This is a genomic window from Brevundimonas sp. UBA5713, from assembly GCF_002419815.1.
Classification (GTDB): domain Bacteria; phylum Pseudomonadota; class Alphaproteobacteria; order Caulobacterales; family Caulobacteraceae; genus Brevundimonas.
This window is the reverse complement of record NZ_DIGV01000062.1, coordinates 1-22,170: the sequence shown is the minus strand read 5'-3', so window position 1 is coordinate 22,170 and position 22,170 is coordinate 1. Positions and strand designations below refer to the sequence as shown.

Below are 22,170 nucleotides of genomic sequence, written 5' to 3'. Positions count from 1 at the left end.
CGCCGAGCGAGGCGGCTGTATAGGCGGGCCATTCTGAGTCCACAACCGATTCCTTCGTCGGAAACCAAACTTTCGGCAGAACGTGAATCCGAGAGTACTGAGGCAGTCCGAAGCGCTCGGCTTCCATCTTTATATGCAGCGAAGAAAAGAAGGGGCCGCCGGAGAGGTGGGCGGCCCCGAGGAATGCGCCGGAGTCAGAAGCGCTAGCAGGAGGACGTGTTGGAGGATGCCGGTTCCAAACCGTCCCACTCCCTCCATAGGAGGAAGTCCGCAGACAATGCCATTGCTAACTTCGTTGTCAATATGCGGAGGGATATAAATTGACATTGATGTTAGCATTATCTCATGGCACGCCTTTCACTGGGATCGGGAGAGGATTGAGATGGACGCAGACGTCATTGTTGTCGGCGGGGGATTGGCGGGCTTGGTCGCCGCGCATGAACTGACGCGCGAAGGGCGCAAGGTTCTGCTGGTCGATCAGGAGAATGACCATAATCTGGGCGGGCAAGCCTTTTGGTCGTTTGGCGGCCTGTTTCTGGTCGACACTCCGCAGCAGCGACGTCTGGGTATTAAAGACAGTGTCGATCTGGCGTGGCGTGATTGGCAGGGCAGCGCTGGATGGGATCGTTTGTCGGGGCCGCTGGACGAGGACCAATGGGCGCGCCAATGGGGCCGCGCCTACGTGGAGTTTGCGGCGGGCGAGAAACGCCACTGGCTACATCAGCACGATATCCGCCTGACGCCCATGGTGGGGTGGGCAGAGCGCGGGGGCGGTCAGGCGACGGGACACGGCAACTCGGTGCCTCGCTTTCACGTGGCGTGGGGCACGGGTACGGGGGTATCGGAGCCTTTTGCCGATCGCGCCCGCGAGGCCACCAAGAGCGGGCGGCTGGTCTTTCATTATCGCCACCGCGTTGACGAGTTAATCGTCGAGGGTGGCCGCATCACAGGCGTATCGGGGACGATCCTGTCGCCGGATGACAGTCCGCGCGGCGTTTCCACCAACCGCATTGAGGTCGGTCAGTTTACTTTAAAGGCCCAGGCTGTGGTGCTGGCCACCGGTGGCATTGGCGGCAATCACGATCTGGTGCGCCGCTATTGGCCAGAGCGATTGGGCCGCGCACCGAAATCAATGATTACCGGCGTGCCCGCCTATGTCGACGGGCGGATGCTGGACATTGCCGCACAGGCGGGCGCGCGGCTCGTGAACCGTGACCGTATGTGGCATTATGTAGAGGGAGTGCAGAATTGGGATCCGATCTGGCCGCAACATGCCATCCGTATCCTGCCGGGGCCGTCGCCGTTATGGCTGGATGCGTTGGGGCGTCGCCTGCCCTTTCCCGCCTTGCCCGGATACGACACGGTGGCGACGCTGAAATATCTGCGCACCACGCCGGATATCGCCGAGCATGACCACAGCTGGTTCATCGTCACACGCGACATTCTGGCCAAGGAGTTTGCTCTGTCCGGCTCGGAGCAGAACCGCGACATCACCGATCGCAAACGCCTGAAGGTCTTCCGCTCGCGCCTGTCGTCGCAGCCGCCGCTCGAGGTCGAGGCCTTCCGCCAGCACGGAGCCGACTTCGTCACCGCCGACACACTGGAAGAACTGGTGGCTGGCATGAACCGCCTGACGGAACAGCCGCTACTAGACGCCAATCGCATTCGCCAAATCATCGACGACCGCGATGCGCAGGTGGCCAATCCCTATGCCAAGGATGTGCAGATTCAAGGCATCCACAACAGCCGCCGCTATCTGGGCGACCGGCTGGCACGCACCACCAAACCGCACAGGCTGCTGGACCCGAAACACGGGCCGCTGATCGGGATCAAACTGCACACCCTGACGCGCAAATCACTGGGCGGTTTGCAAACCGATCTGTCGTCGCGGGTGCTGACGCCCGATGGCGAGGTCCTGCCCGGTCTTTATGCGGCGGGCGAAGCGGCGGGCTTCGGCGGGGGCGGCGTGCACGGCTATAATGCGCTGGAGGGCACATTTTTAGGCGGCTGCATCTTCTCGGGCCTGACCGCCGGACGCGCGCTGAACCGGACACTATAAACCGTCAGGAATCGCTGTTAGCTAAGTTCCTAAAAAATACGGACGGACTGCGGGGAGGCAGACGCCATGGATTCACCCATCGTACTTCTGGGCCTGCCGATCGCTCTGGGCATCATCATGTTCGGACTGGGTCTGGACCTGACGCCGCAGGATTTTGTGCGCGTCGGCAAACGGCCCAAAGCGGCTGTGGTAGCGCTGGCCTGTCAGCTGTTTCTGTTGCCAATGGTCTGCTTCGGCCTGTGTCTGGCGTTTGGCCTGCCGCCCCTGCTGGCGGTGGGGATGATGCTGCTAGCCGCCTCGCCCGGAGGCACGACAGCCAATCTGTATAGTCACCTGTTCAGAGGTGATGTGGCGCTGAACATCAGCCTGACGGCCATCAACTCGGTGATCGCGGTCTTTACCCTGCCCATTATCGTCAATCTGTCGGTGGCCTATTTCCAGCCGGGCGACATGACTGTGGGGCTCCAGTTCAAAAAGACGCTGGAAGTGTTCCTGATCGTGCTGGTGCCGGTGATTTTGGGCATGACAGTGCGACAGATGAAGCCCGCCTTTGCCATGGCGATGGACAAGCCTGTGCGCCTTGGCTCCATCCTGATCCTGACTGTGGTCATTCTCGGCGCGGCCCTGTCGGGACGCGAGGCCCTGATGCAGCATCTGGGCAGTCTGGTGGCCATCGTCGTGCTGTTCTGCCTGCTCAGCCTCGCCATCGGCTTTACCGTGCCGCGCCTGCTAAAGATCGAGCGATCGCAGGCCATCGCCTCCTCGTTCGAGGTAGGGCTGCACAACGCCACCTTGGCTATCGTCATCGCCCAGTCGGTGCTGCAAAGTCCCGACATGAGCCTGCCCGCAGCCATCTACGGAGTGCTGATGTTCCCGATTGCCGCCGTGTTCGGCTGGCTGATCACACGCCGCACCCCAAAGGCGGCATGAAAAAAGGCGGGCCAGTCATCCGGCCCGCCGTCTTTATAGTTCAAGCCGCCAAAGCATCCTTTGAACCGGCATACTGGTTTCGCACCGCCTTGGGCACCGTGCGATAAAGCACCGGATCGGGGATGTTCAGCATCTGGCGCGCCTCGTCCAGAGGCATGGCCAGCAACTTTCTATAGTTCAGCCCCGGCAACCACTCGGCCTTGCGGCCATCCCTGAACGCCCGAATGATAGAGCGTGCGGCGGGATAGCCAGTGCGGGCACGCGCAAACTGGATGGCCACGCCCCAGGCGATGACCGCAAAACCCAGACTGCGCGTCTGCGAATAGGAAAAGCCGACCAGACAGGCCTCACCCAGCGCATCGGCCTCATAGCCGGTAATCACTTGCCACAGGTCGTGGACATCACGTAGGCGCCGACCATACCACGCATAGGGGTGGGCCGCCTCGATCAGCGTGTCCTTCACCTTCTTGCTTTCGTCAGCCAATCCGTAGGCGGAAAAATCCTGCTCTTCGATAAAGGCCAGATAGGCGCGCCCCACGCTGCCTTCGGGCAGTTTGGCCAAAGCCGCGCGATCCTGTAATATGTCCGCCAGTTCGGTCCTTTGATAGGCTTCCAGACCGCCGATCGGGTGGGCCAGCAGCTTGGTATATCCTCGGCGGATCGAGTTTCCGGACAAGGCGTTCATGATCTCGAACACCTGCTCGGTGTCGTCTTTGTCGGCAATCAGCCGGCGCATGGCCCTCAAGGCCCGCAGCGGCTGAATTCTCCGCGAAGTCAATGATGTGGGAACGGGGTCCGTGTTCACTGATGGGTACAGTTCCATTACGGAAGCTTCTGCGGTGGCTGCATTCACTTGCAGTTCCTCCTGTTGGAGCCTAAGACACACTACCTACAGAAATGTCATTTACACTGATGTCAATTAATAATCAAGATCGCCCACGCCGCCGCCGCCGCTCGCCCGAAGAGGCCCGTCGCGAAGCCATTACCGAGGCGCGCGCCCTTCTGCTCTCGGGCGGACCGGACGCGGTGACCCTGTCGGCGGTCGCCAGTCGCATCGGTGTGACCCACGCCAATCTGATCCACCACTTCGGCTCTGCCGCTGGCCTGCAGTCGGCCCTGATGGGGTCGATGGTACAGGATTTGGCCGCGGCCATTCAGGAAGCCGTGCTGCGCCTGCGCACCGACGAGGGCGCGCCGCTGGAAGTGGTCAATGCGGTGTTCGAGGCCTTTTCATCCGGCGGCGCGGGCCGACTGGCGGCATGGATCGCTCTGTCGGGAGATCTGTCGCATCTGGAACCGGTGCGCGTGGCCGTGCAGGATTTGGTCAATGCCATCGAGACCAAGATCGGCAATCAGGATCATTTGCCCCGCCAAGCCATCGGCAGCGCCGTTCTGTTCATCGCCTTGACCGCCTTTGGCGAGGCGCTGATCGGCGAACCCTTGCGCGATATGCTGGATCAGGAGCCGGATGCCAGCCGTCAGACAGTGGCCCAGCTCCTGCCCGCCTTCCTGCTAAAGAACAGCGTACCGGCGCAATAGGGCGCGACTGGCCGATCAATCCGCTTGATCTTTATCGCCTCCGGCACACGCAGTTGGCGATTTAGTGATCAGACACTGATCCTGTTTTTGATTACAAGGGTTTGAAAACGACCGCGGCGCAAGTCACGGACGCGATAGCGCAATTTGGTCGCACACCGACCTCTGGCGCAATCGGTTCAACTTCCCTAGATGTGGTGCCATTCCACATCGATATCGATAACAGGAGACCTGCCCGCGGATGCCCCAGGCCTTACTGCTGCTTATTCCTTTTTTCACGCCGTTCGTCGCTGCGGTTGCGGCCGGTTTCCTACCCACGAAGGCGCGAAATGCAGCGGCAGCACTGGCTTGGACAGCATCATTAGCGGGCGTCATCTCGCTGCTGGCCCTGTACCCCACCATCGCCAGTGGCGAGACGGTCAGGCTGGCTTGGGAATGGCTTCCCACTCTCGATATCGCCTTCCGCATCCGTGTTGACGGGTTTGCATGGCTGTTTGCCCTGATTGTTCAGGGCATTGGGGCCTTGGTGGTCCTTTACGCCCGCTATTACATGGACCCTAACGATCCGGTCCCGCGCTTCTTCAGCTTCCTGATGGCCTTTATGGGGGCCATGACGGGCGTGGTCATGTCGGGCGACATGATCCAGATGGTTCTCTTCTGGGAACTGACCAGCCTCTTCTCCTTCCTTCTGATCGGCTATTGGAACCACACCGAGGCGGCCCAGAACGGCGCGCGCATGGCGCTGACGGTCACGGGACTGGGCGGGCTGTGCCTGCTCGCGGGCGTCGTGGTGCTGGGCCGTATTGTCGGCAGCTTTGATCTGGATGTGGTGTTGGCGGCGGGCGATGTGGTCAAGGCCAGCCCGCTTTATTTGCCGGCCCTGATCCTGATCCTGCTGGGTGCGCTGACCAAGTCGGCGCAGTTCCCGTTCCACTTTTGGCTGCCGCGCGCCATGGCCGCGCCGACGCCGGTCAGTGCCTATCTGCACTCGGCCACCATGGTGAAGGCGGGCGTCTTCCTGATGGTGCGCTTCTGGCCGGTGCTGGCGGGCACGCCCGAATGGGGCTGGATCGTCGGCGGCGCAGGCATGATCACCCTGCTGTTTGGCGCATGGGTCGCTGTGTTCCAGAACGACCTGAAAGGTCTGCTGGCCTATTCCACCATCAGCCATCTGGGCCTGATTACCCTGCTGCTGGGGCTGGGTTCTCCGCTGGCAGCGGTCGCGGCCATCTTCCACATCGTCAACCACGCCACCTTCAAGGCCTCGCTGTTCATGGCAGTGGGCGTCATCGACCACGAGACCGGCACGCGCGACGTCCGCAAGCTGTCGGGCCTGCGCAGGGCCATGCCCTATACCGCGGCCCTCGCCATCGTGGCTGCCGCCGCCATGGCGGGTGTGCCGCTGCTGAACGGCTTCCTGTCCAAGGAAATGTTCCTGACCGAAGCTCTGGAGGCTCCTGAGGGTCGCGACCTTTCGCTGCTGGTCCCCATTTTGGCCACTGTGGCCAGTGGCCTGTCGGTGCTTTATTCGGTGCGCTTCATCCATCAGGCCTTCTTTGGCCCGCCGACGAAAGATTGCCCCAAGGAACCGCACGAGCCGCCGCGCTGGATGCGTTTCCCCATCGAGCTTCTGGTTCTGCTGTGCGTGGTTGTGGGCGTCATTCCCGCCATCACCATCGGGCCGATCCTGTCGTTGGCCGTGCATTCGGTATTGGGGCCGGATGCGCCCTACTACAGCCTCAAGGTCTGGCACGGCTTCAACATGCCGCTGCTCATGAGCGTGATCGCGCTGGTGGGCGGAACGGTGGCCTATATCCTGTGCGGCAAGCACATCAACCGCGCCAAGGCGACCTGGATCGTCGGGGGACTGAACGGCGCGCGGGCGTTCGAGCGCACCATGCGCCTGATGTTCGACGGGGCCGAATGGCTGGTAAAGGTCTTCGGCGCACAGCGACAGCAATGGCGCATCCGCGCGCTGGTGCTGGCGGCCATCGTCTCGGCATTTGTGGCTATCGGCTATGCCGGTCTGGGCTTTGACGAGGCGGGCATCACCATGCAGCGCCCGGGTCTGGGCTTTGCACTGCTGTGGATCATCGGCGGCGGCTGCGCCATCGGCGCGGCGTGGCAGGCCAAATATCACCGCCTCGCCGCTGTAGCACTGATGAGTGCGTCAGGGCTGGTGGTTTCTGTAACCTTCGTGTGGTTCTCGGCCCCTGATCTGGCCACCACCCAGATTCTGGTCGAGATCGTCACCGGCGTTCTATTGCTGCTGGGTCTACGCTGGCTGCCCAAACGCTCTGTTGAAATGGCCCCGCCCAAGACGGATTGGCGCTCTCGTGCCCGCCGTGGTGGTGACTTTGTCATCGCCCTGACCGCCGGTGTCGGCATGGCCGTTCTGGCCTTTGCCGTCATGACCCGCCCGGGCCAAAGCCACCTTGCCGATTTCTTCCTGCAGGAAAGCTATCCGCGCGGGGGTGGACGCAATGTGGTGAACGTGTTGCTGGTCGACTTCCGGGCCTTTGACACCTTGGGCGAGATTACGGTTCTGGGCATTGTGGGCCTGACCATCTGGGCCCTGCTTCGTCGCTTCCGTCCGGCCAAGGAGAGCATGGGCGTCACCGAGCAGAAGCGGGTGCAGGAGCGCCATGATCGTCGCCATGAAAAGCGCAAGCCGGGTGACACCCTGAAAGAAACCTTGCTGATCCCGTCCGTCGTGATGACCTGGGCATTCCCGTTCATCATCGTACTGGCGCTTCACCTGTTCCTGCGTGGGCATGACCTGCCCGGCGGCGGCTTTGCCGCGGGTATCGCCATGTCGGTGGCCTTTATCCTGCAGTACATGGCCCACGGTGCCCGCTGGGTGGAAGATCGCCTTCGTATTCGCCCGCTGTACTGGATTGGCGGCGGCCTGCTGATCGCAGCCTTCACCGGTCTGGTGCCGTGGATCTTCAACTATCCGTTCCTGACCACCTACTTCCAGTACACCGAGCTGCCCCTGATCGGAAAAATGCCGACCGCTTCAGCCCTGATCTTTGACCTTGGCGTTGCCCTGCTGGTTGTGGGGGCGACCGTGCTGATGCTGACCGCTATCGCGCACCAGTCGCTACGTAAGGCGCGCGAAATCGAACCTGTCGAAGCACCCGAGGAGGGCGTCTGATGGAAATCATTCTGGCCTTGAGCATCGGTGTGCTGACAGCGTCCGGCGTCTGGCTGCTGCTGCGTCCGCGAACCTTTCAGGTCATCATCGGCCTCAGCCTTCTGGGCTATGCGGTCAACCTGTTCATCTTTGCCATGGGTCGCCTGAAACAGGGGGCTCCGCCTCTCGTATCTTCAGGCGAAGTGGACACGACCGCCTTTGCCGATCCCGTGCCCCAAGCTCTTGTGCTGACCGCCATCGTCATCTCCTTTGCGCTGACGGCCCTGTATCTTGTCGTGCTGCTGACCGCCCGCGGTATCACTGGCACCGACCACGTTGATGGACACGAGCCCGAATGACTCCGTCCTTACTCGAACATCTGATCATCCTGCCGATCATCCTGCCCCTGATCGCCGCAGCTTTCATGCTGCTGCTCAAGGAGCAACGCTACAAAACCAAGGCTTTGCTCAGCCTCAGCATCTGTGCGGCGCTGCTGACAATCGCCCTGCTGCTGCTGCAGGAGTCCACTATCGGTGGCTCGGGCGGTACAGACACCGCGCGGGTCTATAGCCTCGGCAACTGGGCGGCACCGTTCGGCATCGTGCTGGTGGCCGACCGTCTGTCCACCATGATGCTGGCGCTGGTCTCTGTGGTGTCGGCCGCAGGTCTGATCTTTGCGCTGGCCCGCTGGGACCGCGCCGGACCGCGTTTCCACGCGCTTTATCTGTTGTTGATGATGGGCGTAAACGGGGCCGTTCTGACGGGCGACCTGTTTAACCTGTTCGTCTTCTTCGAGGTCATGCTGGCCGCTTCTTACGGCCTGCTGCTGCATGGCTCGGGGGAAAAGCGCGTGCGGGCCGGACTGGGCTATGTTGCGATCAACCTGACCGCCTCCCTGTTCTTCCTGATCGGCGTGTCTCTGATCTATGGCACCGTCGGCGCACTTAACATGGCCGATTTGTCAGCCCGCGTCGCTTTCATCGACGACGCCAACCGTCCGTTGTTCGAAGCAGGCTGCGCCATTCTCGGCGTCGCCTTCCTGATCAAGGCGGCGGCCTGGCCGCTGGGCCTGTGGTTGCCGGGTGCCTATTCGGCAGCCAGCGCGCCGGTGGCGGCTGTGTTCACCCTGCTATCCAAGGTGGGCGTCTATGTTCTGCTGCGTCTCAGCATGCTGATGTTCGGGCCGGACAGTGGTGACAGCGCGGGCTTTGGCCAGTCACTGCTTCTGGTCATCGGTCTGGCGACTGTCATCTTCGGCTCGGCAGGCATGATCGCGGCCACGCGGCTGGAGCGCGTGATCGGCTATGCGGTCATGACATCGTCGGGCACGGTGCTGGCCATCGTCGGCATGGGGCAGGCCAATGCTATCGGCGGGGCCCTGATCTATATGGTGGCCTCTACCCTCGCCTCCGGTGCCCTGTTCCTGATCGCTGAAATCCTGAAGCGCGGCGAGGACCCCGGCGCGGATGATTCCTACGCCGTCTTCGATGACGAATACACCGATCCCTTCGCCGCCGAAGATGTGGAAGAAGTGGGGCGGGTTATGCCCCGTTCGCTGGCCGTACTCGGCGCAGCCTTTATTACGGCTGTATTGGTCGTGGCCTCCATGCCGCCGCTCGCCGGCTTCATTGGCAAGGTCACCATTTTCATCAACCTGCTGTCGGGGGATGGCGCCAGCCAGATGGGACCGTGGTGGGTCATCGGCATTCTGACCCTTTCCAGCTTCGCTGCCCTGATTTCCCTGGTGCGTATCGGCATCGAAGGGTTCTGGGATCGTGACGAGAACAACGCGCTGGTGGTCCGTAGCCCCGAGTTCATCGCCATCGGCGGTCTGGTGTTGGCCTGCATCTGGCTGACGGTTGCAGGCGGCTCGGCTCTGGCCTTTGCCGAGCACACCGGCGAGTGGCTCAGCCGTCCGTCCGAATATGTCGCCGCAGTGCTGAAGGGGCGTACCTGATGACCCGCGTATTCAACTTTGTGCTGCCCCACCCCATCCTGTCGATCGCCTTGTTCACCGTCTGGCTGCTGATGAACTCGCCGTTCGGGGCAGGCTCTGTGGTGATTGCCGCCATTGTCGCCTTGCTCGTGCCCCAAGCCATGCGGGCACTGGAGCCCGAGCGCCCACGTGTTCGCAATCCCTGGGCCATGCTCAAACTGATCGGCCACGTGACGCTAGATATCATTCACTCGAACTGGACGGTCGTGCGGTTGATCCTGGGCAAGAAGCGTCACACCCGCGTCTCGGGCTTTGTGCGAATCCCCTTGCGTCTGAACAGCCGTTTTGCGCTGGCCACCTTGGCCATCATCATCACCAGCACGCCCGGTACGCTGTGGGTGCAATATGACCGCTATCGCCGCATCCTGCTGCTGCACGTGCTGGATTTCGACGACGAGCAGGACTGGCCCGCCATCATCAAGAACCGCTACGAAGACCTGCTGATGGAGATCTTTCCTTGAGCCTCTCCGACATCACAGCCGCCGACATCCTGTTCTGGGGACTGGGCTTGGCGCAGGTCCTGCTGGCGGCGGCCATGGTCCTGTCCACCTGGCGCATCTGGCGCGGCCCGCGCGCACAGGACCGCGTGCTCGGGGTCGATAGCCTTTATATGAACGCCATGCTGCTGGTGCTGGTGCACGGCCTACGCACCAACCTCATGGCCTATTTCGAGGTCGCGCTGGTGATCGCAATCATTGGCTTTGCCTCCACCGTGGCGCTGGCCAAATTCCTGATGCGAGGCGAGGTGATCGAATGAGCCCTGAAGCAAGCGCCCATCTGGCGGGCATTCCGATGTGGGCCGCTCTTTTGGTGACCGCGCTCGCCGTGGTGGGTGCCGGTGTCACCCTGATCGGCTCGATTGGCCTGACGGTGTTCAGAACCTTTTACGAGCGGGTTCACGCGCCCACGCTGGGCACCACTTTCGGCATGCTGTGCATTGTGACGGCCTCGATCGTCATGTTCAGCGTGACCGACGGGGCACCGACCCTGAAAGCCATTCTTGTCGGGGCCTTCCTCACGGTCACCACGCCGGTCACCCTTGTGATCCTTGCCCGCGCGGCCATCTACCGCGACCGCGTCGAGGGCAATGACGTTCCCGCAGACGACTTCTGATCTGCCCATGCAAAAGGCCGGAAGCTGTAACGCTTCCGGCCTTTTTTACGCACGCGCCCGAGGGGATCAAACGCGACGCGCAGCCTCTGCGGCCCTCAGCACCCTGAGAAAGTTGCCTCCCCAGATGGCCGTGACCTGTTCGGGCGTATAGCCGCGCGCCAGCAGTTCGGCCGTCACCGCCCGACTGTCTGCCGCCGAGTTATAGCCTTCGATGCCCGAGCCGTGGTCGAAGTCTGTGCCGATACCCACATGTTCGACGCCAATGCGGCGCGCGATGTAGTCAATGTGGTCGACAAAGTCCTTCACCGTGGCGCGCGGCTGAACCTGAGCCAGCTCGTCCAGAAACGCCTGCTGGGTGTCTCCGCGCAGGGTGCTGTAGTTGTCGTTGCCCGCATTGAACTCCGACGACAGGCCGTACTTCACCCGCACCTCGCGCACCCTGGCCTTGGCCGCCTCGTCCAGCTGGACCAGATAGGTGTTGAAGGGCGTAACCTGGACCACCCCGCCATTGGCCTTGATGGCATCCAGCTCCTCGTCGCTCAGACTGCGGGTGTGTTCGCGCACCGAACGGGCATTGGAGTGGGTGGCCGCCACCGGCACCCGCGACAGGGCCAAGGTCTGAAGCAGCGCATCCTTGGACAGTTGCGACACATCGATCAGCACGCCCAGATCGTTCAGGCGCGGCACCGCCTGACGGCCCACCGGCGACAGGCCGTTGTGTTCGGCCACCGGCTCGCCCTCGCTGGGTCGCGAGGAATCGGCCCAGTCATTGTGGCCCGCGTGGTTGAAAGCAAAGACGCGGACGCCTTGGTCATAAAGGGCGTTGATTGCCCCGATGTCGGTGCCCAGTGCACGGGCGTTCTGGAATGACAGAAGCACAGCCGTCTTCCCTTCCTGTTCGGCCTTGACGATGTCGGCCGCGGATCTTGCCAGCACCAGCTGGCCTTGGGATGCCGCAATATTCGCCTGCACGGCGGCTAGCTTGGCATCAATCTCGGAGCGGGCGGCGGCTATTCCGGCGGCATCGCGCGGGCCGGGTCCAACCGCCAGCGACAGCACCACTGCGTCGACCTCTCCCGCCTTCAGCTTGTCGGCGCTGACGCGCGACGAGCCATCAGGCAGGAAATAGCGGCGTGGCGTGCTGTCGATCAGCACATCGGCGTGGGAATCCAGCACCAGCGCATTGCGGTGGACACTCTCCACCACCGCAGCGGTTGGCGGTTCGCCCACACCGGTGCTGGCACACGCCAGCGCAGGAGCCATAAGGGCGGCACTGGCCGCGGTCACAAGCCAAAGTTTCATCGCTTACTCTCCTAGGGTTGGACGAAGGATCAGAACGCCGCGGTCAGCGACACCTGAAAGGTGCGCGCCGGTCCGGGACGGAAGGTGGCATTGGTGTTGACGGTGGAGGTGATGGTGCCGAGGTAGGCCTCGTCGAACAGGTTATCGACGTTGAGCCTCAGCCGCAGATCGCGCAGCGGTCCGGCCCTCCAGTCGCTGCCGAAATCGACATAGGCATTGACCAGTGTGTTGGCGTCCAGCCGTTCGGTGTTGGTGAAATTGCTAAACCTTTCACCGATGTGGCGCACCGACAGATTGGCCACCACCCACGACACGGGCTCGAACGTCACCCCACCTTGAATGACCCATTCGGGGCTGTCGGGCACAGTGTTGCCGCTGATTGGCAGGGCCGCGCCGGTGACGGGCACAAAGTTCGGCAGGTCGTCCTTGAACTCCACCTGATTATAGCTGGCGTTCAGGTTGAAATAGACCTTGTCCGACAGGCCTTCGGGCTTCCACAGACCGGAGAACTCGACCCCGCGCGCCTCGACCTGCCCCACGTTCTGGAAAAAGCTTTCGGTCGTGGTGCTGCCTGGCACGGTGACGGCATAGGACTGCAGCCGGTTATTGAAGACGGTGCGATACAGCGCCACCGCCGCATTGAAGCGCGGGCGGCTGGTGCGGAAGCCGATCTCCCAGTTTTCGGATGTTTCCGTTTCTGGCGTACTGGCGGTCGGGCTGGCCAGAGCGAACACATCGTCCGCCCCGCGCGGCAGGGCCAGATTTTCGGCGTAGGAGGCAAACACCTGCTCGCTGGGGCTGAGATTATACAGCACCCCTACGTGCGGCAGCAGATTGTCCTTCCACGTGCGGCCCAGCGTGGGCTGGCGTTGCGCGATATAATCCGCAGCATTGCGATAGCCGCTGATCTCGTAATCGACGTCCAGCGCCTTGACGCCCAGATCCAACTTCAGCCGCCCGTCCAGCAGGTCGATCTCGTCCTTCAAGAACAGCTGGGTCGTCTTGCGGGTAGAGGTGAAATCACGCTGGCGATGGACCTGCTCGTTTAACAGGGGCTGACCATCGGGATCACCATTCTCCTGATTGAAGCGGCCCTGGGTGCGGTGAAAATCGTCCTGTTCGATCCAGAAGCCGCCGGTCAGGGTGTGGTTGGCCAGCGCGAATACGGCCCGCGCGGTCAGCCCCTGACGCTCGCCCTCCACTGTCGATAGGCCGTATTGCAGACCGCGTGGTGCCACCAGATCGGTCCAGATCGCGCGCTGGGCATTGTGGTTGGTCAAGGAGGTGGCGTAGGCCTCGGGCGAGATGCCATAGCCTTCCTTGTCCTCATAGTAGGCGGTCGCCTCGAGGCGGGCATTTGCGCCCAGAGGCAGGCTGCCCGACAGGCGGTACAGCACGTCTGTGCGGCTGTTGACGGCCTGTTTGTAGTACTGGTTGTGGGCGCTGTTGGAATAGCGCACGCCGGCCACCGTTTCCGGCAGGTCCGGCACCGTGCCCAGATAGGCAAAGTCGCGCCCCGAGCGGCCAAAGATATCCCCCGCCGTGCCCGCATATTGCGCCTTGGAAATGGCGGGGGCGTCATAGTCGAAATAGTCGTTCCAGATCAGGCCGAAATCCAGCGTCGCGCCATTGTCGGCCTCGTACAGAATCTTGGCCTCGGCGTGCTGGCGGCGAATGTTGCCCGGCCCGCGCCACAGGTCGGCGGAAAAGTCCGAATAGGACACATAGGCCGACACCGGCCCCACCTGCCCCGTATCCAGCCGCACAAAGCCGCGTCGCAGATCATCGCTGCCTGCCGACAGGGTGGTCGTGACGCCAAAATCATTGGCCGGGCGGATGGTGTCGTACTGAACGATCGGCCCCAGCGAGGCATAGCTGGGCAGGGACACATCCCCTGCCCCCTGCGAGGCGGTGACGATGCCGAGGTTTTCATTCTCGACATAACGGAAGATCGGACTGCCGCCGAACTGGTCCGAGCGGCCCATGGGTGCGCCGTCCAGCACAAAGCCGATCTGCTGGAAGTTGAAGGCCCGCACCGACACCGAATTACCGAACTCATAAAGGCCCAGCGCATCATTGGCCTGAACATTGAAGCCCGGCAGGCCTTCCAGCATTTTCAGCCCCGACACGCCGGCGGGTGCCGACAGCAAGGCTTCGCGGGTAATGGAGATGGTGTTGGAGGTCTGGTCCCGCCCGATGGCCGCGCTGGCCTCGGAGACCCGGCGGCCCTGCACCACCAATTCCCCTAGATTGTGTGACGGGTCGCGGGTCTGGCCATTATCGGGCAGGTTGTTAGCCCATGCAGGCCCCGCCACAGTCAGGGCCGCCCCGACACCTAGATACACTAAACGGTCTATCGCTAACGACGCCATGTCTGTTCCCCTCGTCACACCGGCGAGGACAGGCCTTCGCAGTGATTTCGAGGGCTAAAGGGCGGCTAAAACCGGGCGCTATACAACCGCAGTAATCGCGTTATATAGTTTAGTTATTCTAAAATAGCCGCGCAACCTCAATGCGATAAACTACCACCTTACAGAACGTTCACTTGTGTTTGCGGCCTAGGTGCTGACGATTTCCGCCATATTTTCAGGAGCCCCTTCATGCTGTCGATTTCCAGTCTCACGCATATCTACGCCAACGGGACACGCGCCCTCGATGATGTCTCGCTGGAGATTCCGCGCGGGATGTTCGGCCTGCTGGGGCCCAATGGCGCGGGCAAGTCGACGCTGATGCGCACCATCGCCACCCTGCAATCGCCCACGTCCGGCAGCATCAAATTCGGTGACATCGACGTCATCAAGGAGCCGGAGCTGCTCCGCCGTACGCTGGGCTATCTGCCTCAGGACTTTGGCGTTTATCCGCGCGTTTCGGCCTATGACATGCTGGACCATATGGCCGTGCTGAAGGGCGTGACCGGTCGCAAGGAACGCAAGGACACGGTCGAGACCCTGCTCAACCAGGTCAATCTGTGGGGCGTGCGCAAGAAGGCCATCGCGGGCTTTTCCGGCGGCATGCGTCAGCGTTTCGGCATCGCCCAGGCCCTGATCGGCAATCCGCAACTGATCATCGTCGACGAGCCGACTGCCGGCCTCGACCCTGAAGAGCGCAACCGCTTCCTGAACCTGCTGGCCGAGATCGGCGAGAATGTGGTGGTCATCCTGTCGACCCACATCGTGGAAGACGTGGCCGATCTGTGCCCGCGCATGGCGGTGCTGGCCGGTGGCCGCATTCAGAAGGAAGGGGCCCCGTTGGAACTGATCGACAGCCTGAAGGGCCGCGTGTGGCGCACCACCATCGAAAAGGAACATCTGGAAGACTACCGCGCCAAATATGAGGTGATCTCCACCCGCCTGTTCGCCGGTCGCACCGTCATCCACGTCCTGTCCGACAACAGCCCCGGCACCGCGTTCGAACCGGTCAGCGGTAATCTGGAAGACGTCTACTTCTCGACGCTCAGCGCCTCGCGCCGTGTCGAGCTGGCCGCCTAATCGGGAGACTCAGCATGTTTGCCCGAATTGCGGCCTTTGAATTCCGATACCAGCTCAGGCAGCCCGCCTTCTGGGTCGTATCCCTTCTTTTTGCGCTGCTCGGCTTTGGCATCATGGCCGCAAGCGACAACATCAGCCTGTCCGGCTCGGGTGGCAATGTCTACGCCAACTCCCCCGTCACCCTGATGGTCGCCAATATGGCTTTCAGCGTCTTCTTCATGCTGGGGTCCGCATCTCTGGTGGCCAATTCGGTTGCGCGTGACAGCACCACCGGCTTCGGCTCCATCATCTATTCCACGCCCCTGACCCGCGTGGCCTATATTCTGGGCCGCTTTACCGGGGCATTTCTGGCCGCCGCTCTGGCCTTTGTGAGTGTCAGCATCGGCATGCTTGTGGGCACGCTGATGCCGTGGGTGGATCCGGAAACACTCGGAGCCTTCAACCCCGTCCACTATGCTTATGGCTATCTGGTGTTCGGTCTGGTCAACGTCTTCATCTCGTCGGCCATCCTGTTCGCGCTGGCGACGGCCACCCGTTCGATGATGGCCAGCTATGTGGGCGTGATCGGGATTCTGATCCTGTATTTCGTCACCACCAACACCCTGCTGGCCAAGCCAGAAACCCGTGAGATCGGCGCGTGGCTGGACCCGTTTGGCGCCGGTGCCCTGTTCGAGGCCACCCGCTACTGGACGCCCGATGAGAGCAACACCCGACTGCTGCCGCTGAGCGGCGTACTGCTGGGCAACCGCCTGCTGTGGGCAGGCGTGGCCGTGGGCTTCGTCGTCCTGTCGCTGGCCCTGTTCAATCGCGGAGCCCGCGGCGCGCAGGAGAAAAAGATCGCCAAGCTGGCACGCAAGGTCAAGGAGACCAAGGCCGCACCAGCCCCGCGTCCGCTGGCCAGCCCCCAGTATGGCCTGTCCCACTCTCTGGTACAGTTCGCGGCCCGCACCCGTTTTGAAATGGGTCTGATCTTCAAGAGCCCGGCCTATCTGATCCTGATGGCCTTTGGCTTCTTCATGGCCTTCATGTCGCTGCTGTTCGGTGGCGAAATGTACGGCGTGCGCACCTTCCCCCAGACGCGCGACGTCATCCAGATGCTGCAGGGCTCGTTCAGCCTCATCTCGCTGGTCATCGCCATCTATTATTCAGGCGAACTGGTCTGGCGTGATCAGGACCGCAAGATCCACGAGATCGTCGACTCGTCCTCGGCACAGGACTGGACCTTCATCGTGCCCAAGGCCATGGCCCTGTCGTTGGTGCTGGTCTCGACCTTGCTGATGTCGGTGATTGCCGGTGTCGTCTCCCAGACCATCAAGGGCTGGTACGACTATGAACTGGGCAAATACCTGCTCTGGTACGTATTGCCCGATGCCTTCAGCATGATCCTGATCGCCATTCTAGCCATCTTTGTTCAGTCGCTCTCGCCGAACCGCTTTGTCGGCTGGGCCATCATGGTCCTCTATATGATCGCGACGATTGTGGCTGGCTCGCTCGGCTTTGACCACTACCTCTACAGCTATGGCGACGGGCCGGTCGTACCGCTGTCGGACCTGAACGGCACCGCCGGTTTCGAAAGCCTGCGCGCCGTCACCAACGCCTATTGGGGCGTGTTTGCCCTGATCCTGATGGTGATCAGCTATGCCTTGTGGCGTCGTGGCTCGGAAACGCGGTTCAAGCCCCGCTTCGCTCGCGCCCCGCGCCGCCTGAAGGGTCCGGCCGGTGTGATCGGTGGCGTAGCTCTGGTGGCCTTTGTGGCACTGGGCGCGTTCGTGTTCGTCAACACCAATGTGTGGAACACCTATGAGCGCAAGCAGACCGCCGAGGCCCGTATGGCCCGTATGGAAAAGGAACTGCTGGCGTTCGAGAACCTGCGCCAGCCAGCTGTCACCGATGTGAAACTGGCCGTGGACCTGTTCCCGCAGGACCGCCGCATGACCACCGTTGGCACCTATGTGGTGCGTAACAACACCGACCAGCCGATGGAGGCCATCCACCTGCGCTGGCCCCGCGAGACCGACATGCTGAAGCTGGAGGTTGAAGGCGCCAAGCTGGACAAGGAATGGACCGAGCACGCCTACCGTATCTATCGCTTCGATACGCCGCTTCAGCCGGGTCAGTCCCGCACCGTCACCTTCGAGACCGCATTCGGTCAGCGCGGTTTCGGCGTTGGCAATCTGATGACGTCAATCGTCGACAACGGTACCTTCGTGAACAACGGTGCCTTCGCGCCCGCCATCGGCATGGACCGTGGCGGCCTGTTGACTGACCGTACCAAGCGTCGCAAACACGGGCTTGAGCCTGAGCTGCGCATGCGCGATCTGGACGACGATTTCGGACAGCAGCAAAACTATATCGGTGCCGATTGGGTGAATGCCGACATCACGGTCTCGACCGTGGCCGACCAGACCCCGATCGCACCGGGCTATAAGGTGTCCGACACGGTAAAGGACGGACGTCGCACGGCCCGTTTTGTGACCGAAGCGCCGATCCTGCACTTCTTCTCGGTGCAGTCGGCCCGCTATGAACTGGCGCAAAAGACCCATGCGGGCGTGTCGCTGGAAGTCTATCACCACCCCAGCCATGGCCAGCACGCCCCGCGCATGCTGACGGCGCTGGAACGCGGTCTGGACTATTTCCAGTCGGCTTTTGGCCCGTACCAGTTCCGTCAGGCCCGTATCATCGAGTTCCCGGGCTATAGTTCCTTCGCTCAGGCGTTTGCGAACACCATGCCCTATTCGGAAAGCATCGGTTTCAACGCCGACCTGCGTAAGCCCGATGCCGTGGACTATGTGACCTTTGTCACCGCGCACGAACTGGCGCACCAATGGTGGGCGCACCAGATCGTCGGGGCCAATGTTCAGGGTGCCACCACCCTGTCCGAGACCCTGGCCGAATATTCGGCGCTGATGGTCATGGAAAAAATGTACGGCGCGGACCAGATCCGTCGCTTCCTGAAATATGACCTCGACAACTATCTAAGAAGCCGTGGCGGTGAACGCCTTGGCGAGCGGACGCTGGAGCGGGTGGAGGCCAGCCAAGGCTATATCCACTATCGCAAGGGCGGCCATGTGCTTTACCTGCTGCGGGACCAAATGGGCGAGGATGCCGTCAACCGCGCCCTGTCCAAGCTGTTGGCCGCGCATAAGTTCGGCAATGCGCCCTATCCGCGCTCGGTCGATCTCATCGCCGCCCTGCGGGCGGAAGCGCCAGCCGACAAACAGGCGCTGATCACCGATCTGTTCCAGAAGATCACCCTGTACGATCTCAAGGTCACCAGCGCGCGGGCCAGCGAACGTGCCGATGGCAAGTGGGACGTGGTGCTCCAGATCGATGCCCGCAAACTCCATGCCGACGACAAGGGTGCCGAGACACCCGCGTCGCTGGAGGAGGAGATGGAAATCGGCCTGTTTGCCGCACAGCTCGGCTATGGGGCGTTCAAGCCTGACGATGTGATCGCGATCGAGCGTCACACGATCCGTAGCGGTCCGCAGACCATCCGTCTGGTGGCCAACACCAAGCCGACCTATGCGGGCGTGGATCCCTATACCCGCTGGATCGACCGCAATACGGAGGACAATGTGATCAAGGTCGAATAGGCCAAGTCACACGGTCTCAAAAATCAGGGGCGCATCCTTTCGGGTGCGCCCCTTTTTTTATTGCGCGCCGATAGAGCCTTTCAGCGTTAGGGTGCCGTCATCGTGGGGCATGATGGACAGGCTGTTGACCGGCACGCCTTGCGCATCGACGGCCGCCAGCCACGACAACCCCGCCTGACGGGGCACACGCGCCAGTTCGAACGCCAAACCACCGTCTTCGGCGCGCCCCATCTGAGGGTTCACCGAGACCTGTCGGGCAGCCTGCTCCAGCCCCTGCCGCGCCTCGGCCAATGAGGAACTCGCGCTTCGCGCGGCATGGATCCCCTGAATCCGCTGCAAGCGGACCTCGGCGACCAATCGCCGTGCGTGGGCCGCATCGCCATAGGCACGCAGAGGGTTCACCACCCCGTACCAGATGCCGACGACAGCGACCATCAAGGCCAGAAAGCCCAACAAGCCCTGTTCGCGGCGCGTGCGCCCCTGCCACCACGCGATCATTGCACCACCTCTACCGACAGATTGCAGACAACCGCGCCGTCCTCGGTGACAGGATCGCACTGACGCAGGCTAAGGCCCTGTCCTTCCAGTCCCGTCCGCAAGGCCTCTATGGCTCCGGCATCGCCCAGACGCAGCACGCCGCGCAACTCGCGCCCCCGTATGTCCACCTCTTGCAGATTGGCTCCGTTCAAAGGCTCCAAAGCGGCGAACGTTGCCGCCAATACCGGCACCTGCCCACCCGCCGTCGCCTGCTGCGCCAAAACAGTCTCGGCTTCGACAAGAGGATCGGGCGAAGATGTCGCTTGCGGCACCACTTCAACGGCCAGACGACGACCGTGATTCAAGGCCCGAGACGCGGCGTAATCATCGCGCATGGCCCCAGCCAGCATAAGCACCAGCGGCGAGGCCACGACCGCCGCGGCCAGGACGGCCACACGACGCCACGCTCCGCGCTTGTTCGTTGTCACCTGCCCTTGCGCCAGCAGGTTCAGACGCGGGTGTCGGGCCCCTTGCAACAGGGCCTGTTCAGCCTGTTCGCCGCTCAGATGGATAATGTCCTGCCCCTGTGAAAAGGCCTCCAGCAGGTCCGCCTGAACGGTCACCGACAGGCCCGCGCCCGCCACAATCACGTCGCCACCGATCAAGGCCGGTGCCGTCACCAAGCCCTCGGGCGGGGCCGTCAGACACACGCAGTCTGGCACCATGGCGACAGGGCGTATGCCCACCCCATCCAGCCAGTCGGTCCATGCCTGTACCAAGGTTTGCGACACCACGCCCACAACCGTGCGTCCTTGGTCATCGGGCGTACCGGTCACCACAATCGACTGGCTCAAATCCTGCGACAGGGCCTCGGCCATCTGCCACCTCGCTGTCGCGACGGCCTGTGCCGAGCTGCCGCGCGGCAGGTCCAGCCAACGCACAGCGACATCTGCCCCCGGCACCACGGCCACAGTGGGTATGTCGTCATCAAAGGCGGGATCATCCGGCAGCAAACGACCCGACTGCAATCGATGACCGTCCGCATCGAGCGTGCGCCATTCTGCAATCATGCCCGCCGCAGGAGGCAGGAAGAGGATACGTTTCACAGTCATTCTTCGGGCGTCCAACGTCGGATAACAGTTCGCGCCTCGCCCTCGGGCGAGACATGGATCAGGGCCGTTCGCACCGCGCGGCCGACCTCGGCCTCCACATCGATGCGAAGATCGAAATAATGCGTCACCAGCGCGGTCTGGCTGCGCAGGGCCTCGTCCGCCACCACCTCGTTCAAGGCCGGTGTGGCCCAGAAGGCCGCAATGCTGGACCAGCCACCCGCCGGACGCGCCGCAAGGGCGGCACGCGCATCTTCCAACCGGAGCTGTCCGCCGCCGAGGGCTGCCAGAACAGGGGCCTGTTCACGTGCCAGCGTGTTGATATTCACGCGCGTCAATCGCGCCTCGGGCAGGGCACACAGATAGGGTCGCAGCCGTGCATAGAGCGCCTCGTCCACCCCCACGACCGCACGCAGCTCACTGACCTCGGCCATCATCAATCCGGCTGTGCGATAGGGCTGTCGGCGCGTCGCATAGCGATCGTCCTCGGCACCGCCGCGACCGGACGGGCTCTGGTCGGAATCCATCCAGTCGGTCACAGCCTCGGCCACACCGGTCATGCGTGCGCGCGGCAGGCCCACCGCCACGCCCAGTTCCACAAACTGTCGCGCGCCCTCGTCATTGGCGCGCAAATCCTCGCCCTGACCGGTGACCAGACTGTTGATGTTGAAACAGGCCTGCCCGTCACGCACCACGGCCCGCACCACCGTGCCCTCCATTTCGGTGGATTGGGTCTGGCCGTTCCAGCGGGGGGTCATGGGAGTGCGCAGGGGATTGCCGGCCACCAAAGCCACCAGACGCTGACGCGCCACCGCCTCGGCCACACCGGCATAGGCCTGTAGCTCGCTCTGATGCTCGACATTGGCCGTGCGTCGGACGGCAAATCGCACATCATCAAGGATCAGCACGCACACGGCAGCCATCACTGCGACCAGCAGCAATACCGTCAGCAGGGCCATGCCCTCGCGCGATGAAGGCCTGCCGCTCATGCGCCGGTCACCAGAAACACCTGCTCGACCGGACCATAGCCTTGAAGGGTCATCCGCACGCGCACCGCGTCCGGTAGGGGGCGCTCATTGGAATGCAGATAGGCTGGCGCTTCGGAGCGTCCTTGGATCAGGGTGATCTGAAGATCGCTGACGCCCCGAAACAGGACCTGCGGCGGTCCCGCCCGCGCGCCGTCCAGATAGGGATAGGCGCGGCGCAGCAGCCTGTTGTCCTCAAGCCGGTACTCGACACGCTGTAGGGAGGGGCGCGGGTCCGCGTCCGGATTGCTCCACCCGCTGCGGACCAGAGACAGCACCGGATCACCGGGAAGCTGCGCGGTCATGACCGGCGCGGCGGCGGGTCGTCCGGTCGGGCCGCGCGTGCGAAGCGGGGCGGCCTGGGCGATGTCGGATCGCATAATGGCCAAGGTGCGCTGCAAAT

At 62.6% G+C, this 22,170-nt stretch carries 18 protein-coding genes; 11 read left to right on the top strand and 7 right to left on the bottom strand.

Annotation, left to right across the window (positions count from 1 at the left end):
- The first annotated feature begins 382 nt into the window (after positions 1–382).
- The gene (locus B3B04_RS14580) at positions 383–2,059 is read left to right on the top strand and encodes an FAD-binding dehydrogenase (RefSeq protein ID WP_292043918.1); all 1,677 of its coding nucleotides are present in this window, start codon (positions 383–385) and stop codon (positions 2,057–2,059) included.
- 66 nt (positions 2,060–2,125) lie between these two features.
- Positions 2,126–2,989, top strand: coding sequence for a bile acid:sodium symporter family protein (locus tag B3B04_RS14575; protein ID WP_292043916.1), 864 nt, complete (start codon positions 2,126–2,128; stop codon positions 2,987–2,989).
- A gap of 40 nt (positions 2,990–3,029) precedes the next feature.
- On the opposite strand, the gene B3B04_RS14570 is transcribed toward B3B04_RS14575, so the two are convergent.
- Entirely contained in the window at positions 3,030–3,725 is a 696-nt protein-coding gene (locus B3B04_RS14570) for a Coq4 family protein (RefSeq protein WP_292043914.1), read from the bottom strand.
- Between the two features lie 176 nt (positions 3,726–3,901).
- Here B3B04_RS14570 and B3B04_RS14565 point away from each other — a divergent pair, with 176 nt between their 5' ends.
- The 7 genes from B3B04_RS14565 (at position 3,902) to mnhG (ending at position 10,770) form a co-directional block, all read left to right on the top strand.
- Complete coding sequence (locus B3B04_RS14565) at positions 3,902–4,528, top strand: TetR/AcrR family transcriptional regulator (protein WP_292043913.1); 627 nt, start codon at positions 3,902–3,904, stop codon at positions 4,526–4,528.
- A 238-nt stretch (positions 4,529–4,766) separates the two neighbouring features.
- Positions 4,767–7,682, top strand: a complete 2,916-nt coding sequence (locus B3B04_RS14560) for a monovalent cation/H+ antiporter subunit A (RefSeq protein ID WP_292043912.1) — start codon at positions 4,767–4,769, stop codon at positions 7,680–7,682.
- The gene (locus tag B3B04_RS14555; protein ID WP_292043911.1) at positions 7,682–8,020 is read left to right on the top strand and encodes a Na+/H+ antiporter subunit C; all 339 of its coding nucleotides are present in this window, start codon (positions 7,682–7,684) and stop codon (positions 8,018–8,020) included. The genes B3B04_RS14560 and B3B04_RS14555 overlap by 1 nt, the downstream gene beginning before the upstream one ends.
- Positions 8,017–9,618: a monovalent cation/H+ antiporter subunit D gene (locus B3B04_RS14550; RefSeq protein ID WP_292043910.1), complete on the top strand. Its 1,602-nt coding sequence runs from the start codon at positions 8,017–8,019 to the stop codon at positions 9,616–9,618. The genes B3B04_RS14555 and B3B04_RS14550 overlap by 4 nt, the downstream gene beginning before the upstream one ends.
- Positions 9,618–10,118: a Na+/H+ antiporter subunit E gene (locus tag B3B04_RS14545; RefSeq protein WP_292043909.1), complete on the top strand. Its 501-nt coding sequence runs from the start codon at positions 9,618–9,620 to the stop codon at positions 10,116–10,118. Before B3B04_RS14550 ends, B3B04_RS14545 begins: the two co-directional genes overlap by 1 nt.
- Positions 10,115–10,414, top strand: coding sequence for a K+/H+ antiporter subunit F (locus B3B04_RS14540; protein ID WP_292043908.1), 300 nt, complete (start codon positions 10,115–10,117; stop codon positions 10,412–10,414). The genes B3B04_RS14545 and B3B04_RS14540 overlap by 4 nt, the downstream gene beginning before the upstream one ends.
- Complete coding sequence (mnhG, locus tag B3B04_RS14535) at positions 10,411–10,770, top strand: monovalent cation/H(+) antiporter subunit G (RefSeq protein WP_292043907.1); 360 nt, start codon at positions 10,411–10,413, stop codon at positions 10,768–10,770. Before B3B04_RS14540 ends, mnhG begins: the two co-directional genes overlap by 4 nt.
- 66 nt (positions 10,771–10,836) lie before the next feature.
- Here mnhG and B3B04_RS14530 read toward each other — a convergent pair whose 3' ends face one another.
- Together B3B04_RS14530 and B3B04_RS14525 are read right to left on the bottom strand one after the other, a co-directional pair.
- Entirely contained in the window at positions 10,837–12,072 is a 1,236-nt protein-coding gene (locus B3B04_RS14530; protein WP_292043906.1) for a dipeptidase, read from the bottom strand.
- Positions 12,073–12,101: 29 nt separating this feature from the next.
- Positions 12,102–14,444, bottom strand: coding sequence for a TonB-dependent receptor (locus tag B3B04_RS14525; protein WP_292043905.1), 2,343 nt, complete (start codon positions 14,442–14,444; stop codon positions 12,102–12,104).
- A 228-nt stretch (positions 14,445–14,672) separates the two neighbouring features.
- Between B3B04_RS14525 and B3B04_RS14520 the strand changes: the two genes are divergently transcribed.
- Together B3B04_RS14520 and B3B04_RS14515 are read left to right on the top strand one after the other, a co-directional pair.
- Positions 14,673–15,560: an ABC transporter ATP-binding protein gene (locus tag B3B04_RS14520; RefSeq protein WP_292043904.1), complete on the top strand. Its 888-nt coding sequence runs from the start codon at positions 14,673–14,675 to the stop codon at positions 15,558–15,560.
- A gap of 14 nt (positions 15,561–15,574) precedes the next feature.
- Positions 15,575–19,156, top strand: coding sequence for an ABC transporter permease/M1 family aminopeptidase (locus B3B04_RS14515; protein ID WP_292043903.1), 3,582 nt, complete (start codon positions 15,575–15,577; stop codon positions 19,154–19,156).
- A gap of 57 nt (positions 19,157–19,213) precedes the next feature.
- On the opposite strand, the gene gspM is transcribed toward B3B04_RS14515, so the two are convergent.
- From gspM to gspJ, 4 genes are all read right to left on the bottom strand, one after another.
- Entirely contained in the window at positions 19,214–19,654 is a 441-nt protein-coding gene (gene gspM, locus B3B04_RS14510; protein WP_292043902.1) for a type II secretion system protein GspM, read from the bottom strand.
- Positions 19,651–20,739: a type II secretion system protein GspL gene (gene gspL / locus B3B04_RS14505; RefSeq protein ID WP_292043901.1), complete on the bottom strand. Its 1,089-nt coding sequence runs from the start codon at positions 20,737–20,739 to the stop codon at positions 19,651–19,653. The genes gspM and gspL overlap by 4 nt, the downstream gene beginning before the upstream one ends.
- A gap of 2 nt (positions 20,740–20,741) precedes the next feature.
- Entirely contained in the window at positions 20,742–21,731 is a 990-nt protein-coding gene (gspK, locus tag B3B04_RS14500; RefSeq protein ID WP_292043899.1) for a type II secretion system minor pseudopilin GspK, read from the bottom strand.
- Positions 21,728–22,170 (bottom strand): type II secretion system minor pseudopilin GspJ (gspJ, locus tag B3B04_RS14495; RefSeq protein WP_292043897.1); only part of this gene is annotated, 443 nt, incomplete at its 5' end. The genes gspJ and gspK, both read right to left, overlap by 4 nt.

What these genes read in the sequence shown, in the direction of transcription:
- B3B04_RS14580 (WP_292043918.1), top strand. Translation starts at nt 383, where the DNA reads ATGGACGCAGACGTCATTGTTGTCGGCGGGGGATTGGCGGGCTTGGTC.
- B3B04_RS14575 (WP_292043916.1), top strand. Translation starts at nt 2,126, where the DNA reads ATGGATTCACCCATCGTACTTCTGGGCCTGCCGATCGCTCTGGGCATC.
- B3B04_RS14570 (WP_292043914.1), bottom strand. Translation starts at nt 3,725, where the DNA reads ATGCGCCGGCTGATTGCCGACAAAGACGACACCGAGCAGGTGTTCGAG.
- B3B04_RS14565 (WP_292043913.1), top strand. Translation starts at nt 3,902, where the DNA reads ATGTCAATTAATAATCAAGATCGCCCACGCCGCCGCCGCCGCTCGCCC.
- B3B04_RS14560 (WP_292043912.1), top strand. Translation starts at nt 4,767, where the DNA reads ATGCCCCAGGCCTTACTGCTGCTTATTCCTTTTTTCACGCCGTTCGTC.
- B3B04_RS14555 (WP_292043911.1), top strand. Translation starts at nt 7,682, where the DNA reads ATGGAAATCATTCTGGCCTTGAGCATCGGTGTGCTGACAGCGTCCGGC.
- B3B04_RS14550 (WP_292043910.1), top strand. Translation starts at nt 8,017, where the DNA reads ATGACTCCGTCCTTACTCGAACATCTGATCATCCTGCCGATCATCCTG.
- B3B04_RS14545 (WP_292043909.1), top strand. Translation starts at nt 9,618, where the DNA reads ATGACCCGCGTATTCAACTTTGTGCTGCCCCACCCCATCCTGTCGATC.
- mnhG (WP_292043907.1), top strand. Translation starts at nt 10,411, where the DNA reads ATGAGCCCTGAAGCAAGCGCCCATCTGGCGGGCATTCCGATGTGGGCC.
- B3B04_RS14530 (WP_292043906.1), bottom strand. Translation starts at nt 12,072, where the DNA reads ATGAAACTTTGGCTTGTGACCGCGGCCAGTGCCGCCCTTATGGCTCCT.
- B3B04_RS14525 (WP_292043905.1), bottom strand. Translation starts at nt 14,444, where the DNA reads ATGGCGTCGTTAGCGATAGACCGTTTAGTGTATCTAGGTGTCGGGGCG.
- B3B04_RS14520 (WP_292043904.1), top strand. Translation starts at nt 14,673, where the DNA reads ATGCTGTCGATTTCCAGTCTCACGCATATCTACGCCAACGGGACACGC.
- B3B04_RS14515 (WP_292043903.1), top strand. Translation starts at nt 15,575, where the DNA reads ATGTTTGCCCGAATTGCGGCCTTTGAATTCCGATACCAGCTCAGGCAG.
- gspM (WP_292043902.1), bottom strand. Translation starts at nt 19,654, where the DNA reads ATGATCGCGTGGTGGCAGGGGCGCACGCGCCGCGAACAGGGCTTGTTG.
- gspK (WP_292043899.1), bottom strand. Translation starts at nt 21,731, where the DNA reads ATGAGCGGCAGGCCTTCATCGCGCGAGGGCATGGCCCTGCTGACGGTA.